The following is a 14,672-nucleotide window of genomic DNA, read 5'->3' as shown; positions in this document are numbered from 1 at the left end:
AATTGGATTATTAGTTAGAATCTTTGATTATCTATACTTACTAAAAGAAATTTATAATTGTATTTGAGAATTAAACGCACACCCATAGAACTAGATAAAATTTCTATTCTTATCAATATGGAGAAGAAATCTGAACGCAAAATAGAAGTTTTACCCGGAATAAAGGCTAAAGTCCCGGGTAAACCTTAAGTTAAAAAGTTTTTGGTTTTAATTAATTGACTTTCTTCATTTAAATTAATTCTCTGCTGTGTAAGCCATTCCTAATTATGAGGCTTCGTTGTATCCTTCAGCCAGGTGGACGTTTACATACACTACAGCTTCATTAGTATGCCTGTATGCATAATCGTCAGTAATCTCTGGTAGCTTATCCGCTTCAGCCTGTGAAGTGACAACCATGCCTGCTGGAATATACCTTCCATCAGGAACAGTTACGCCAATTGCTGCCGATGTCGGCTCAAGTACACAGTTGTTTCCTATCTTTGACTTAAAAACGAAAGCTTGCATACCAATAAAAGTATCGTTGCCTACAGAAGCCGGGCCGTGAACCTGGGATTGGTGGGCAAGTGAAACATTTTCTCCTACATAGACTGAGTATTTCTTACCACCAACCTCAACAAGGTTCTTTTCTACAGGCTCACCTTCCTCATTGATCGTCTCAAGGCCATGAAGCACAACTCCGTCCTGAACATTGCTCCTGTTTCCTACGAAAATCGGCATTCCTTCATCACTCCGAATAGATGCCATGGGAGAAACCATAACACTTGCACCTATTGTCACGTCTCCAATGACTGAAGCCTGGGGATCAATACAGGCTGTGGAATCAATAACAGGTGCTGTAGGTACGGAATTCCACGGTGTTACCGGATTTTCCCTGATATTAGAAAACTCACTTTCGTTTATTCCCTGTGTTGCATTGTCCACTGCTCCTTCACCTTCGGAGACACATCCGCTCCCTAAAAGGGCCAGTGAAAGAGATAGAATAAGTACTGTAATGATCTGCTTGTTGAATCTCATAAAGGTCCTCCATTGACAGTAGGAAGATTATAAAATATATAGACATTTCTATTTTTATTTGAAAAAGTTAAAAAAATAAAAATGGAGAAATTTTATTTTTAGAAATGCTTCTGTAACCAGGGTTTATAACCAGAGATATTTTCTGAGAAATTTTATTCAACAGAAACGACAATAAATTCAAAAAAGTCTTATATTTAAGAGATGTGGAATGTATTATGGAGGCTGTGTTTCAGATTTCATGGGAATCTATACTGGCAGACCTGCCCGCCTTTACAGTAATTGCAGTATGGAATCTGTTTGTGATCCTGTTTCTCTCAAAAAAGGTATATCAAATATCTCTGAAAAAGGGCAGGTCGATTAATTCCTCAATGTATTTTTCAAGAAAAGTAATTCACTTCCTAGCTGGCGGATTGACAGCAATGCTACTCCCCTTTGTCGCCCATGAGCCCATTGTACCGGCAGCTACTGCTTTCGGGCTTGCTCTTATAACATACCTTCCGCATAAATTCAACAGGAGAATGTACTGGTTTCAGGACCCCGAAAATCTCTATGACGTAGATTTTACATTAAGCTGGGGATTAATAGTGCTTTTTACCTGGTACATTGACAGGAGTTTCTGGCTTGGAGTGGTTCCGGTACTTTTCATGGCGTATGGAGACGGAATTACTGGCATAATAAGGAATTTTAAATATAACAAAAGGACAAAAGCTTGGGAAGGCACTGCAGGTATGCTCGTGCTCTGCATAATTATCGGCGCAAAAATGGGCTTTGCTGGGATCTTTGCAGGAATAATATGTTCACTTATAGAAAGAATCGAGAATTTAGATGATAATATTACAGTGCCTGCATCTGGCCTGTTTATCCTGCTCACAGCTCACTACTACTTCCCTTCGCTTATGGCCTCCTTTTACTGATTTTCTCGGCAAACTTCCTGACATGCCTTTCTTTTTTTAATTTGTTTCTTTTTTCATTTTACCTTTCCTTTTTCAACTTTTAATATACATTTTCTTTCTAAACTCAGATCTTTAAAATTTGCCTGCAACCTGGGGAATAACCTGATAAAACTCAGAGTAACCGAAATTTACATATTATTTGTAATAACAATCTAAAACTTCATATATCTTAAAATGTAATCTATTTAAAAATGCAGAATGTTAAGGGCTGAGTTTAATGGTGTAAAGAGGGGGAGCATTTGCAACTTTTCAGGCCCGAGCTTAAACAGATGAGTTCAGTTGTGTAAGAATTACATGGGCACCAGGCTAGAAAACCGGGAATTGAAAGTGCCAATTTTAGAATTAGCAGACTGAAGGAAATCCTATTTACTTTCAGTGGGCTGTATGCAATAAAATATTTTATTTTGTGGCTGGTCCTGATAAGCTTTACACTAATGGGGGATAGAAGGAAAATGGATGACAATATAAAAGATCTTATTAAGAAATTGGAACGCTCGGTCTTTGCAGGAAACCGAGCAATTGCTGCCGAAGAACTTGGAAAACTAGGAAATCCTTATGCTTTACCCGCGCTGATTGAAGCGCTTGATGACTCAAACCCGAAGGTAAGAGCAGCCGCTGCAGAAGCCCTGGGAAAATTCAATATACCGGGAGTTGTCCCTGGTCTTATAAAGGTGCTTAATGATCCTGATAGTCCTGTTAAAAAGACTGCAATTGCTTCCCTTGAAAAAATAGGCACACCTGAAGCTATCTCAGGCATTGTGAAAGGGTTTGGGGACAGGGACAGATTTGTCCAGAAGGAAGCAGTGAAATCCTTAATGAGGATAGGCTCAAAAGATGCGATTAACGGCCTTGAGAAGGCCCTGACTTACCCGGATGATTCACTGAGAAGGATTTCAATAATAGCCCTTGGGAAAATTGACACTTATGAAGCTGCTCTCTGTCTGGTAAAGGCAATTGAAAATTCGGATAACAAAATAAGGCAGCAAGCCGCCGAAACCCTGGGAAAAAGGGGCAAGTCGGATGTGCTTGATGAGCTGATGGAAGCCCTCAGGGACCCAAGACAACCCGTACAGGAAACTGTATCTGAAACCCTTTGCAAAATCGTAAGTGTGTCAACTTCAGTGCCTGTGCTTGTCAAGGCGCTCGGAGCTTCGAGCAGGGATGTGAGAAAAGTTTCAGTTGAAACCCTCTGGAAGATAGGAACGCCTGAAGCAGTTTCAGGGCTTTTGAGAGCCCTGGATGACCCGGATTGGTATTTAAGAAGCCGCGCTGCAGATGCCCTGGGAGATATAGGTTCTCCTGAAGCGGCCCGTGGGCTGGTTAAAGCTTTAGATATCTATGAAAACTCCGTCAGGAAGGCAATTACCTGTGCTCTTGGAAAAAGCAGGACCCCTGAAGCCATAGAAGGGCTAATTAAAGCTCTTCACGACCCTGACAGTTCGGTCAGAGAATCAGCAGTTCTGGGTCTTGGAAGAGCAGGCACTACTGAGGCTATCTCAGGTCTTTTACGAGCCCTTGATGACACTAAAACAGCAGTAAGAGAAGCTGCGGTTTCCGCGCTTGGGGATCTCAAGGCGCGGCAAGCTGTTCCGAAATTGGTGGAAATCCTTGAGAACCCCGATAGCCTGATACAAAAAGTCGCTATCTACTCACTTGAGAAAATCGGTACCCCAGAGGCAGTTTCAGGGCTTGTCAGAGCTACAAAAAATCCAGATGCCTGCGTGCGAAGGGCTGCATTGAAAGCTCTCGAAAAAATTAATAAATCCAATACCTCACCGGGAACTGCTCCTGATAAGACCGAAAGCCCTGGCGTGGAGCCTGTTTTTGGGGGCTGCCTGACAAGTGATGATTCTGAAGTTCGGACCGAAGCTTCAAATTTCTCAGGTGATATCTGCGACATGAATTCTCTTGAAGAGCTTGAACTCTCAATTTCGGTTGAGGAGGCCGAGGAGTCCAGAGCCCACCAAAACGCAAGTCACAATGAGAAAAAAGGGATTGGACTGATCTGTCCATATTGCTCCAGAAACCTGAATCTCGTCACTGCTCCCAACTTCTGTCCTTTCTGCGGGATGAAGTTGAAGTTGAAATACTAAAACTTGCCGCCTTTCCCGGAAATAATGAAAGAGATTAAAATCCATATAAAATTAAGAGCCTGGAGCTTGAAAATGTCTATAAAAAAATTACTGGCTTTGTAGAAATTCTCAATTTCAGCCAAAACGAGTTGATATTATTTTTATTTATTTTGTACACTAAGATTTTTACTTTTATTTATTTTACTTAATTGTAAAATTTTCTTGCTTTAACTCTTTCTCCAAACTTTCTTTTTATTACTGGAAATACTGTTTCAACAATGTTTTCTTCTGTCATACACTTTTTTGTCGAAGTTTTTATGCAATTGTTGTCTATATTCTCCAATTATCCTGGTCCTTTTTCCTTTTTTCACTGGAATTATCGAATTCGCCTTAATTTCTTCTCTAATAAAGGAATGGAGCTTTTCTGGATCAGGTAAAAAATAAAGGAAAAGTACAAAGCACGGCATAAGATGCTATAATTGAACTTGTTCACTGAACCTGTTAATTGAATTTATTAATCGAATCTATTAATCGAATCTATTAATAGAACCTGGATAAGTTTCACAGACTGAGACATCGACCGAATAAAAAAACATTTAAACAGTTATCCAAATTTTGTTTCCACATCTGATATCAAGTAAGTGATACAAAGACAGGTAATTAAAAGACGAGCTGACCTGATAAAAATTACTTATTTCTTCCTTATAATCCCTAATAACTTTCGGGAGATTAATCTTAATAAATAATTAGATGGTATAGTTTTGCTTTATGTTCAAGGGCCTGGATGTTTCCGAAAAATCAAGATTGTGAAAACAGAAAGCTAGAATTGGACATTGCATGTCTATTCTTGACTGCATAAATCGAAAGAAGCAAAGATATTTTTTAAGTATATGTAAATATTAATTCAAGTTATCTTGTTTTGCTCTATATATTTATCACCCTGAAAACATTTTTGTAGTAAAAATAATTTTGTAAGCTCTCATGCGCCTGCTTCCCCTTTACCGCAACCTTTATGTATAAAACAACGCAATTTAACTTGTCTTAACCTCAATAATGTTTACTTGAGTGACTTATTATGTTTACCTGATATTTAATGGTGATCCAGTGCATATAATGGAAGGGTTTTTGCCTGCTATTTGGTGTATAGTGTGGTTTGCAATATCAATACCTGTTATTGCATTAGGTATTTACAAACTGAATAAGTTAGTGAAAGAAAAACGTGAAATTTTACCTTTGCTCGCCGTCGCAGGTGCATTTATTTTCGTACTTTCTTCACTTAAACTGCCTTCAGTTAACGGAAGCTGTTCTCACCCTACAGGAACCGGAATAGGTGCAATCATGTTTGGGCCTGCTATTACTGCGGTTCTCTCGACAATTGTACTTATCTATCAAGCTCTTTTCCTTGCACATGGTGGCCTGACCACCCTTGGGGCAAATGTCTTCTCAATGGGTATTGTTGGTCCGGTGTTGTCATATCTGATTTATAAAGCTGGAATGAAGGCAAAACTTAATTTTTACTTTGTTGTCTTTTTAGCTACAACTCTCGGAGACTGGGCCACTTACATTGTGACTTCTACAGAACTTGCTCTGGCATTTCCTGCAGGAGACGTACTTTCCTTTGCAGGTTTCCTCAGTTCATTCAGCAAGTTTGTTGCAATCTTCGCAATTACCCAGGTGCCTCTGGCAATAGTAGAAGGTGCTGTCAGTGCTTTGCTCTTCAAGTATGTGATTGAGGTAAAGAGTGACATCCTTGTTGAAATGCACGTACTCGAAGACTCAGTTGTCCGCAAGATCAGGGGGCTTTCTGCATGAGCAGGAAACTGGAACTTATCGTACTTGCTCTCCTCCTGATTTTCGCAGCTCAGTTTTTCTACATATCTTCTACCACAAATGCCGAATATGGTGGAGCTGATGACAAACCTGCAGGTGTTATTGAGCAAATTACCGGTGGAACTTACAAACCCATTGCAAACCCTATTTGGGAACCTCCAAGCGCAGAAATTGAAAGCCTTCTATTTGCTCTACAGGCAGCCATAGGTGCAGGAATTCTCGGATATTTCCTTGGCTATTACAGGGCCAAAAAAAACTATGAAAACAAGCTTGGGTACAAGGAAAAAAGTAAACCCGAGAGCGACAGGCACTCTCTATAATCTCTTCTTCCACCATGTTTGTTTCTTTCCTTAAAGGGAGGAAAGTTTTTATCTTTTGCCTTTTATTTTTAATATTTATTTTTAATCTCATCCACAATCCGTGGGGTTACCTATGACCAACATTCTTGATGACTATGCCCTTATAAGCCCTTTAAGGCACCGAAACAACTGGTTGAAACTGGCAATAGTTCTTTTCGGGCTACTTGTCGGAGTCTCTTCCACATCCCCGGTCCCTCCTCTTTTCATAGCCCTCTGTATGAGCTTTACAACAATTGCTCTCGGCCGAGCTCCCTTAAAAATATACCTGAAACTTTTGCTCGCACCGTTAGGTTTTGCAGTAGTTGGTATCCTTATAATTGCCTTCTTCTCAGGTTCGGGGCAGGAATTGTTATCCTTCAAACTTATGGGGTATCCTCTATCTGTAAGGAAAGATGGACTTGAACTTGCCCTGCTGGTACTTGCAAGATCAATAAGCGGGATGTGCTGCCTTTACTTCCTGGCGCTGACAACGCCGATGATCGAGCTTTTTGCAGTGCTTAAAGCTTCCAGGCTTCCTGAAGCCTTTATAGAACTCTCCATGTTGATTTACCGTTATATCTTCGTCTTTCTTGACATGGCTCTTTCCATCAGGTATGCCCAGACTGTAAGGCTAGGGTACTCGAGTTTCAGGCGGTCTCTTCATTCCCTGAGCATGCTTGGAAGTACGCTTTTTGTCCGTTCCTGGGAACAGGGAGATAAACTCTTCCTTGCCATGAATTCAAGATGTTATGATGGAAAAATGGCGCTTTTCGAAGTACACAGGCCCGTAGGAGCCCCTGAATTGCTTCTTACTTCAGCCTATTTTTTCCTTACTCTTGCACTTCTTTATCTAACAAAAAACGCATCTATTGTCTGAGGTAAAAGATTATGATTATTCTTGAAGCCAGGGATCTTAAATATGCTTACCCTGACGGAACAGTGGCTGTTCAGGATCTGAATCTTGAAATTAAAAAAGGAAAAAAGGTTGCTTTTGTAGGGCAGAATGGCTCAGGTAAGTCTACACTTTTCCTGCTTTTGAACGGAACGCTTAAACCAGCTCAGGGCGAAGTTCTTTTTCACGGCGTTCCATTCAGGTATGATTCAAAGTCGCTAAGGGACATCAGGAAATCCATAGGAATAGTTTTTCAGAATTCCGATGACCAGATCTTTGCTCCCACGGTGTACCAGGACGTAGCTTTTGGGCCGGCAAACCTGGGTTATTCAAAAGAAAGGGTCGAGACTTGCGTGCAGCAAGCTCTTGAGCAAGTAGGACTCTCTCGCTTGAAGGACAAGCCTCCCCATCACCTCAGCGGGGGACAGAAAAAGCGAGTTGCAATCGCCGGAGTCATGGCGATGGAACCTGAAGTGATCATCCTGGACGAACCCCTCTCAAACCTTGATCCGGTGGGCGCCGATGAAATTATGGATCTGATAAATGAATTTAACCAATTAGGAAGCACCATAATAATCTCTACGCATGATGTGGACCTTGCATACCGATGGTCCGACTATGTGTTCCTCCTGTCAAACAGCAAAATCATAGGACAAGGCACACCGGTAGAGATTTTCAAAGAGCCCGAACTACTAAAAAAGGCTGGACTCCGCCAGCCCACTACCCTTGAGATCTATCACGAAATTGAAAGGAGAGGGCTTGCATATGGAAGGAACTCCCCAAAAACCATACCCGAACTTGTCAATACCTTAAAACCACTGGACCTTATGTGGGTTGATGTCCCTCCGAGAGTCCGGGAAGGCGATAGCTTGAATATTGGGGTTATGTATGGCGAATATGCGACTCAGTCCCCTTATGAGGCCATTAACGCCACAGTTCTGCATATACATCCGAATGGAAGGGCTATTGTCGAGTTAAAGCGTAAAGGAATTAAAGCCGGTGGAGTTCTGATTTATGATACTGACAACTATTCCCTGCCGGAAATAAAGCAAATCCTTGAGGAAGGAGAAATCGCTTTTGTTGGAGCAATGGGCAAAAAGAGTAAAATCCTTGCCGAGCAGAATGGACTCCGGCTGGACGTTTCCTCAGGGGTTATAGACAAATCTATCCTGATGGCACTTTGCGGAAAACGCTGCCTTATCCTTACGGCTGGTGGGATGGTTGACCATGCCTTCAAGAGAATAAAGGAATATGTGGAAACAAGCGGGATAGAGTTTACAGTTGGAGTGATTAACAGGGAAGAAGGCTGCCAGTGGCTAGAAGAGGCCGAAGACAGCCTTGAAACGCTAAAGATATAATTTTTCCTTTTTTCTCCTATTTTCCGGGATTCTCTTGGATTTCACTAATTTCACTATAGCACTTTTGAGTATATTGAGATCTATAGGATTTGAGATCTATAGGATTTGAGATCTATGGGATAATTTCAAAATTCATTTTTACACCCGATAGCAAGGTTAAGGAATAGATTCATAATATCTTAGCTCCAACATTGCTTATAAGAGCAAATGACTAGACCATCAAAAACCTGGCTTTTCCAGTCAGAAAAAAATGATCTGTCTTTGCGAATGCACTATTTCAATGGGGAGGTTTGATAAAGATGCATAAAATGGATAAGATACTTGCGGATAATCTATGCATTCCGTCTAAGCTGCTGACAATTATAGGGGCTATTAACTGGGGTTTTGTAGGGCTCCTGAACTTTGATCTAGTAGCAGCTATATTTGGTAAGAGATCTTTTATCTCGAGGCTGGTTTACATTCTTGTGGGCCTGGCTGGAGTCTACATGGTGATTAAATACAAGGCAAAGTATTTAGCAAAGCGTGAGGCTAAAAAAGGCGAACACCAATATAGCGGTAAGCAATACAGTTGGAGCGGCATTCCATAAAATATGGGAATTGCTTTCTCAATCGTATTTACTTAAAATGTATCCTTAATATTATCTTGAATAATATGTGCTTGCAGCGCCAAGTACATATTAATCTCTTTTACCTAGTAGCTTTTTTCTAAAAAGACTTAATCAAAAAATAAGAATTATATATTAGATAGTTTTATCTGGAATCTCGGATACATTTTTGTTTGGGCTATGAGCACCCCAGGTAAATTTTAAAAAGATAATAAAATCAAACTTAGATCTCGTTATAAAGCTTCCTCAGCATAAGTGCGTCTTCTTCAAGAATAGGGCTCTCAAGTATAACCCTTCCTCTGGCTTTGAATTCTTTTAAGGCCTTCATAAGTTCTGGATAGTTTAAGTCCGATTCTTTCAGGTTCAGATGTTTCTTTTCCCCGTTAATGCCGTATTCTACTCCTGCAACATGCATGTGCATATTCGAAAGACCCTCTTTTCCAAGGCTTTCCTCGACTCGCGAGAGAATTCTCGTGAACTCGGAGTAGGAATTTTCCTTTCCTTCCCTTGCGTGCAGATGGCAAAAATCAAGGCAGGGCATAACCCCTTCGATTTCTGCACTCAGAGCAAGCACTTCTTCAAGCGTTCCAAACTGCGTACGCTTGCCCATTGTTTCAGGACGCAGGATTGCAGGGATTCCTTCATCACGGATCTGTCCGGTAAGCTCTTTCAGGGCTTTTGAGATGCTCTCAGAGGTGTGCTTTTTGCTGCTTTTCTGATAAAAACCTGCATGCAGCACGATGGATTGAGCTCCGCAGAGGCTGCCTATCCTTGCAGCATGGTAGATCCTTTCGAGGCTTGCCTTTAATTTTTCTTCTTCATAAGAATTCAGGTTGATATAATAGGGTGCATGGACACTCAGGGCTACATCTTCGTTATTTGCAGTTTTCAGGACGTTTTTTGCTCCATCTTCGCTCATGCGCACTCCCTGAACAAATTCAAGCTCCATACAGTCAAGGCCAAGTTCCCTAATTTGTTTGATACCTGAGATACTGCTTGTTCCTTTTGTGCTTCTCGGTATTCCTCCGGTTCCGAAAAGTAGTTCTTTTGAGGGCATTTTTAACGGTCCTTTCAGAAAATTCCTACGAAGTCCTTTAGCTTCTTTGCTCTCTCAGGAGACAGTTTTTCGGTAACTACTGCAATCAGCTCTTCGATGTCTTCGTCTAGGGACTGAACATCCTCCTTTCCTTCCAGCGCAAGCCCTACAAGGTAATCAAGTTCCTCAGGGTCCAGCCTTTCCAGCCTTTTCCTGAAATCTTCAGATGACTCGGCAAACTTGTGCGAGACCGGGCGCAGGATAAAAGGGAACTGGTGCCCTGCTTCTCTGGAAGTTAAGCTTCCTCTGGCTTCAGGAGCAAGCTTGTTAAAAATCTCGATGTCCTTCGGTGTAAATTCTCTGGGCATATTATCACTTTATAGCTCTGTCCTGATTTATAGTTACTTTAGTATAATTATAATAGATTTTAACTGTTTAGTGTTAGTGAAATTGCTTATTGCTCAATGCTTAACGTTTAATACTTCGTGTTACAATGCTTAATGCTTAATGCTTAATGTTCTTTTTCAACTTGCCGTGCCTGTCAATCTCCCCTTTTGCAATCCTTGTAGAGGAAATCGGGATTCCATCTTCAGCCATTACATATTCAACGTATACGATTTTAAGGGGCTTTTTTCCTTCTTCTTCCCTGACACGGTTCATTTTAAGGGCGACCGGATAAGTCTCAGGAGAGACAATTATATAGTCGAAATCCTCTTTAAGAGCAGGGCCGTAGGGGTCATTCAGCTTTGTGATTTCATATCTGTCATCTGGGATTCCCATTTCTTTTATGTATTGCAGCAGCCAAGTTCTCCTTTTCTCATAGTTATCAACGCTGTGGCTTTTACTTAGCATCTCGTCCGAGGTAAGCCCTATATGGACTTTTCCATCCTCTGCTATCTCAAATGCTTTTTCAATCAGTTTGGCGTGCCCGTCATGAAAATACTGAAACGTACCGCCGACTGCGACCTTTGGCATGAAGGGTGATAATCTACCAAGTAAAAAGAATTTTTGGTTTTTTTCCGGCTTTTTGGAAATTTTCACTCATTTTCTCTCTTTTCCTTCTTTTTTTCTGCTTTTCTTCTTTTTTCTTTTCCCTCTTTTTTCTTCCTCTATTTTCTAGGTTTCCCAGCAATATAACCGTGTTTTAGAGGCGCTTTAGAATACTTTCACCTCGCTCCCTCTAGTTATTTATACCTGCAAAACCATTGTGGAGCAACTGTTATGCACCTTATACAAACATGTGCATCTTAGGAGAACTTGTAATGAGCGAAATAACACTCGAAGAGCTGCCCGGAGTTGGCCCTGCAACCGCAGAAAAACTCAAAGAAGCCGGATTTAACACCGTTGAAGCAGTGGCTGTAGCCTCTCCTTCTGAACTTGCAACTACAGCCGAAATCGGGGAATCGACGGCTGCAAAAATCATCAATGCCGCAAGGCAAGCTGCTGATATAGGAGGGTTTGAAACCGGAGACGTCGTGCTTGAAAGGCGGAAAATGGTAGGCAAGCTGACGACCGGTTGTACGGAATTTGATGAAATGATGGGCGGGGGCATAGAAAGCCAGGCAATTACCGAACTATACGGAGAATTTGGTTCCGGAAAGACCCAGCTGGCTCACCAGCTTGCAGTCAATGTTCAGATGGACAGGGAGCACGGGGGACTTGATGGTTCGGTTATCATCATAGATACTGAAAACACTTTCAGACCTGAAAGAATTGCCCAGATGGTAAAAGGGCTTTCCGAGAAATACGGCATGGAGCTTGACCCAGAAGAGTTCCTCCAGAATATCCATGTCGCAAGAGCATACAATTCCAATCACCAGATCCTTCTTGTGGACTCTGCAACAGATCTGGCAAACGAGCTTCGGGATATGGGAAAACCCGTTCGCCTGCTGATTGTTGATTCGCTTATGGCTCATTTCAGGGCTGAATACGTAGGAAGGGGAACCCTTGCCGATCGGCAGCAGAAACTAAACAAACACATGCACGGCCTGCTCCGCTTCGGGGATTTATTCAATGCCTGCGTGGTTGTAACAAATCAGGTCATGGCAAAACCCGATGCCTTCTTTGGTGATCCCACAAGACCTGTCGGAGGCCACGTAGTTGGACATACAGCAACCTTCAGGCTCTATCTGCGGAAATCCAAAGGAGATAAAAGGATTATACGTCTGGTGGACTCTCCCAACCTGCCCGAAGGGGAAGCTGTTATCGCAGTCACTACAGACGGACTCACGGACCAGTGAAACGCAGATCAGTAGAAGTAAGAATCAAGCGTATTAAGATGTCGGTGTCATTGAAGTAAACGATCAATAAACGGTAAATATATTCAAAGCCGGGTAGGGAAATATTTTATCTACCCTTACCCAATCTTTTTTATGAAATTCAAAGCTATTGTTGCCGACATCGACGGTACAATCACCTGCGAGAAAAGGGAACTTCATCTGGGGGCCGTCAAAAAGATCCGTTCTCTTAAACTTCCTGTCGTGCTTGCAACAGGAAATATTCTATGTTATGCAAGGACGGCATCAAGGCTTATCGGCCTGGAAGGAGCAGTAATTGCGGAAAACGGAGGGGCTATTACTGTCCGCTTCGATTTGCAGGGCACTTTTGAAGAAAGCCTTGAGGAATGTGAAAAAGCCTATTCTTTTATTTCCGAATATTTCAAGCTCACCAAACTTGACCCCTTATACCGAAAAACCGAGATTGCCCTCAGGAGGGATTTTGATCTCGAAAAAGCCAGAAACCTTCTCAAAACCCAGAATCTGGACGTAGAAATGGTTGATACCAAATATGCCATCCATCTCAAAAGCACGAAAATCAACAAAGGTGTTGGCCTTCAGAAACTTGCAGGCATGATGGGGCTAAAATCCGAAGATTTCGTAGCCATAGGAGATTCGGAAAACGACGTAGAAATGTTTGAAGTCTCAGGTTTCGGGATCGCTGTCGGAAACGGGGATGAAATAATAAAGAAAGCTGCGGATTACGTGACAGGAGCCTCCTTTGGAGATGGAACCGTGGAAGCCCTTGAATTTCTCGAATCAAAAGGCTGGATTTGAAAAACGCTGCTAGCTCTGCCTCCCCGAAACTCCCTGAAGATCCTCTGAAGCTCTCCAGGTCAATTTTTAAATTTTAAATAAATCTTTCAACCCAAGCTCCCACTGCGCCCATAATTCTTTCATATCTTTACTTTTCTTCAATATTTCAACAACAGTCGAATTGGGCTCTGTGAAGATTACGGGACTATCTTCTTCCCCAAGCTCTGTATTAACTGCCCTGGAAATCTTTTCTTCGTATATGGAAAACTGAGCATCACGGCCTGGCTTGTTGCCTCTTGCATCCAATCTTATCCATTTATCCAGATCTTTTAAATATACTGCGTTTAAGCCGTGCAAGAATTTCGTGTTAACGTCCTGACTTGAAGAAAGTTTCTGATAACAAAACCCAGCCGGTATTCCAAAATATCTCAGCATGGCTGCAAACAGATGAGCTTTAGCACAACATATCCCGTGACCGGCTTCCAGAACCTCTGATGCCTTGCAGGTAACTCTCATTTCCCCTATATCGCCTGAATGATGAATCTCATCCCGAACAAACTCGTAAACCTTCTTAATCAGGCTGATTTCGTCATCGGTGCCTTTCTGTAGTTCAAGGCACTTATCAACAATCAGCTTGTTATCAAAGTCTATGACTTCACTCTTTTTGAGGTAGTCTTGAAGATTATCGCTTTCAGCATACATTTTTACTCGCCTGTCAATAAATACTAAAAGGCCCTTCTATATGAAATTTAAGTCTGATACGGAAAACTACTTTTAGAAAGTTGCCTATGAACTGGTTCCGAAACTCAAATTGCTCTTCTGGATTTCATATTTCGAATAGTCAATCGAGTTTCTGATCAAAAGAACAGTTCTGAAACTTTATGGATTTAGGAATAGAATTGGTTTAGAATGAACTTATTTTTAAATATACGGCTTTAAAAGAGTAATATCGGAATATAATGTTTTATTTATGGGCATAAATGTAATAAAAGTTTCAAAACCTTCGTTTTGATAATTATCCTTTTTTAGCAACCAGTTTCATAATAATACCTTTTATAACTTTTATTTTTTTAATTAAACCTTTTAAAACCCGTATTTTATTAATCGAGATACTTTTATATATTTTTATATATAAGTATGTTTATATTTTAACCGGCTTATATTGAGGATTGTCAAGCTGCGAATAGTCAGCGAGATAATTAAAATAATAAAAATAAAGCTATATGGACAACAAACGTTTTGGGGTAAATAAAATGCTGAAAATGAAAAAAATACTTGGTATTTTGCTAGCATTTTGTTTTGTACTGTCAGTGACAGCTGCTGCAGCAAGTGCGGCTCCTGATAATAACAGGTACAATGACAAGAATAAGTACAATGACAATAACAAGTACAATGATAAGCACAAGTACAATGACAATAACAAGTACAATGATAAACACAAATACGATAATAAGAACAAGTACAATGACAACCATTATGGTAAGAAAAAATACCAGATGAAAGGTCACTGGGGATATAAAAAAGTAAAGCACAACAAGGATA

15 protein-coding genes are annotated in these 14,672 nt (G+C 41.1%); 10 read left to right on the top strand and 5 right to left on the bottom strand.

All coding sequences use genetic code 11. The annotated features are described in order from the left end of the window. Positions 1-264: 264 nt before the first annotated feature. Positions 265-1,014 carry a carbonic anhydrase gene (locus BP621_RS06430; RefSeq protein WP_292388613.1) on the bottom strand — a complete coding sequence of 250 codons (750 nt, stop codon included), beginning with the start codon at positions 1,012-1,014 and terminating at the stop codon, positions 265-267. 215 nt (positions 1,015-1,229) lie between these two features. On the opposite strand from BP621_RS06430, the gene BP621_RS06425 reads away from it, so the two are divergent. From BP621_RS06425 to BP621_RS06395, 7 genes are all read left to right on the top strand, one after another. Then, on the top strand, positions 1,230-1,928 hold the full coding sequence (locus BP621_RS06425) for a dolichol kinase (RefSeq protein WP_292388612.1): 699 nt from the start codon (positions 1,230-1,232) through the stop codon (positions 1,926-1,928). 491 nt (positions 1,929-2,419) lie between these two features. After that, the gene (locus tag BP621_RS06420) at positions 2,420-4,060 is read left to right on the top strand and encodes a HEAT repeat domain-containing protein (RefSeq protein ID WP_292388611.1); all 1,641 of its coding nucleotides are present in this window, start codon (positions 2,420-2,422) and stop codon (positions 4,058-4,060) included. Positions 4,061-5,143: 1,083 nt separating this feature from the next. Next, complete coding sequence (locus BP621_RS06415) at positions 5,144-5,851, top strand: energy-coupling factor ABC transporter permease (protein WP_292388610.1); 708 nt, start codon at positions 5,144-5,146, stop codon at positions 5,849-5,851. Further along, positions 5,848-6,189, top strand: coding sequence for an energy-coupling factor ABC transporter substrate-binding protein (locus BP621_RS06410; RefSeq protein WP_292388609.1), 342 nt, complete (start codon positions 5,848-5,850; stop codon positions 6,187-6,189). Before BP621_RS06415 ends, BP621_RS06410 begins: the two co-directional genes overlap by 4 nt. A gap of 112 nt (positions 6,190-6,301) precedes the next feature. Then, a complete protein-coding gene (gene cbiQ / locus BP621_RS06405; RefSeq protein WP_292388608.1) occupies positions 6,302-7,084 on the top strand; it encodes a cobalt ECF transporter T component CbiQ in 783 nt (260 codons plus the stop codon). 11 nt (positions 7,085-7,095) lie between these two features. Then, positions 7,096-8,457: an energy-coupling factor ABC transporter ATP-binding protein gene (locus BP621_RS06400; RefSeq protein WP_292388607.1), complete on the top strand. Its 1,362-nt coding sequence runs from the start codon at positions 7,096-7,098 to the stop codon at positions 8,455-8,457. 299 nt (positions 8,458-8,756) lie between these two features. Beyond that, positions 8,757-9,044: a DUF378 domain-containing protein gene (locus BP621_RS06395; protein WP_292388606.1), complete on the top strand. Its 288-nt coding sequence runs from the start codon at positions 8,757-8,759 to the stop codon at positions 9,042-9,044. A gap of 241 nt (positions 9,045-9,285) precedes the next feature. Here BP621_RS06395 and BP621_RS06390 read toward each other — a convergent pair whose 3' ends face one another. The 3 genes from BP621_RS06390 to BP621_RS06380 form a co-directional block, all read right to left on the bottom strand. Next, the gene (locus BP621_RS06390) at positions 9,286-10,119 is read right to left on the bottom strand and encodes a TIM barrel protein (RefSeq protein ID WP_292388604.1); all 834 of its coding nucleotides are present in this window, start codon (positions 10,117-10,119) and stop codon (positions 9,286-9,288) included. A 14-nt stretch (positions 10,120-10,133) separates the two neighbouring features. Next, positions 10,134-10,466, bottom strand: coding sequence for a hypothetical protein (locus tag BP621_RS06385; protein ID WP_292388603.1), 333 nt, complete (start codon positions 10,464-10,466; stop codon positions 10,134-10,136). Positions 10,467-10,602: 136 nt separating this feature from the next. Further along, positions 10,603-11,073 (bottom strand): phosphopantetheine adenylyltransferase, encoded by a 471-nt coding sequence (locus BP621_RS06380; protein ID WP_292388602.1) that lies wholly within the window; start codon positions 11,071-11,073, stop codon positions 10,603-10,605. 287 nt (positions 11,074-11,360) lie between these two features. Between BP621_RS06380 and radA the strand changes: the two genes are divergently transcribed. After that, the gene (gene radA, locus BP621_RS06375; RefSeq protein ID WP_292388601.1) at positions 11,361-12,338 is read left to right on the top strand and encodes a DNA repair and recombination protein RadA; all 978 of its coding nucleotides are present in this window, start codon (positions 11,361-11,363) and stop codon (positions 12,336-12,338) included. Between the two features lie 132 nt (positions 12,339-12,470). Further along, positions 12,471-13,151 carry a phosphoglycolate phosphatase gene (locus BP621_RS06370; protein ID WP_292388599.1) on the top strand — a complete coding sequence of 227 codons (681 nt, stop codon included), beginning with the start codon at positions 12,471-12,473 and terminating at the stop codon, positions 13,149-13,151. Between the two features lie 66 nt (positions 13,152-13,217). On the opposite strand, the gene BP621_RS06365 is transcribed toward BP621_RS06370, so the two are convergent. Next, on the bottom strand, positions 13,218-13,832 hold the full coding sequence (locus tag BP621_RS06365) for a transglutaminase-like domain-containing protein (RefSeq protein WP_292388598.1): 615 nt from the start codon (positions 13,830-13,832) through the stop codon (positions 13,218-13,220). 551 nt (positions 13,833-14,383) lie between these two features. On the opposite strand from BP621_RS06365, the gene BP621_RS06360 reads away from it, so the two are divergent. Next, the coding region (locus BP621_RS06360) for a hypothetical protein (protein ID WP_292388597.1) at positions 14,384-14,672 on the top strand (289 nt) is incomplete at its 3' end.

Origin of the sequence: Methanosarcina sp. UBA5, assembly GCF_002505485.1 — an archaeon.
Taxonomy (GTDB): Archaea; Halobacteriota; Methanosarcinia; order Methanosarcinales; family Methanosarcinaceae; genus Methanosarcina.
This window is presented reverse-complemented; position numbering and strand designations above follow the sequence as displayed.

Coding starts and splice junctions, on each gene's coding strand:
- BP621_RS06430 (WP_292388613.1), bottom strand. CDS start 1,014: ATGAGATTCAACAAGCAGATCATTACAGTACTTATTCTATCTCTTTCA.
- BP621_RS06425 (WP_292388612.1), top strand. CDS start 1,230: ATGGAGGCTGTGTTTCAGATTTCATGGGAATCTATACTGGCAGACCTG.
- BP621_RS06420 (WP_292388611.1), top strand. CDS start 2,420: ATGGATGACAATATAAAAGATCTTATTAAGAAATTGGAACGCTCGGTC.
- BP621_RS06410 (WP_292388609.1), top strand. CDS start 5,848: ATGAGCAGGAAACTGGAACTTATCGTACTTGCTCTCCTCCTGATTTTC.
- cbiQ (WP_292388608.1), top strand. CDS start 6,302: ATGACCAACATTCTTGATGACTATGCCCTTATAAGCCCTTTAAGGCAC.
- BP621_RS06400 (WP_292388607.1), top strand. CDS start 7,096: ATGATTATTCTTGAAGCCAGGGATCTTAAATATGCTTACCCTGACGGA.
- BP621_RS06395 (WP_292388606.1), top strand. CDS start 8,757: ATGCATAAAATGGATAAGATACTTGCGGATAATCTATGCATTCCGTCT.
- BP621_RS06390 (WP_292388604.1), bottom strand. CDS start 10,119: ATGCCCTCAAAAGAACTACTTTTCGGAACCGGAGGAATACCGAGAAGC.
- BP621_RS06385 (WP_292388603.1), bottom strand. CDS start 10,466: ATGCCCAGAGAATTTACACCGAAGGACATCGAGATTTTTAACAAGCTT.
- BP621_RS06380 (WP_292388602.1), bottom strand. CDS start 11,073: ATGCCAAAGGTCGCAGTCGGCGGTACGTTTCAGTATTTTCATGACGGG.
- radA (WP_292388601.1), top strand. CDS start 11,361: ATGAGCGAAATAACACTCGAAGAGCTGCCCGGAGTTGGCCCTGCAACC.
- BP621_RS06370 (WP_292388599.1), top strand. CDS start 12,471: ATGAAATTCAAAGCTATTGTTGCCGACATCGACGGTACAATCACCTGC.
- BP621_RS06365 (WP_292388598.1), bottom strand. CDS start 13,832: ATGTATGCTGAAAGCGATAATCTTCAAGACTACCTCAAAAAGAGTGAA.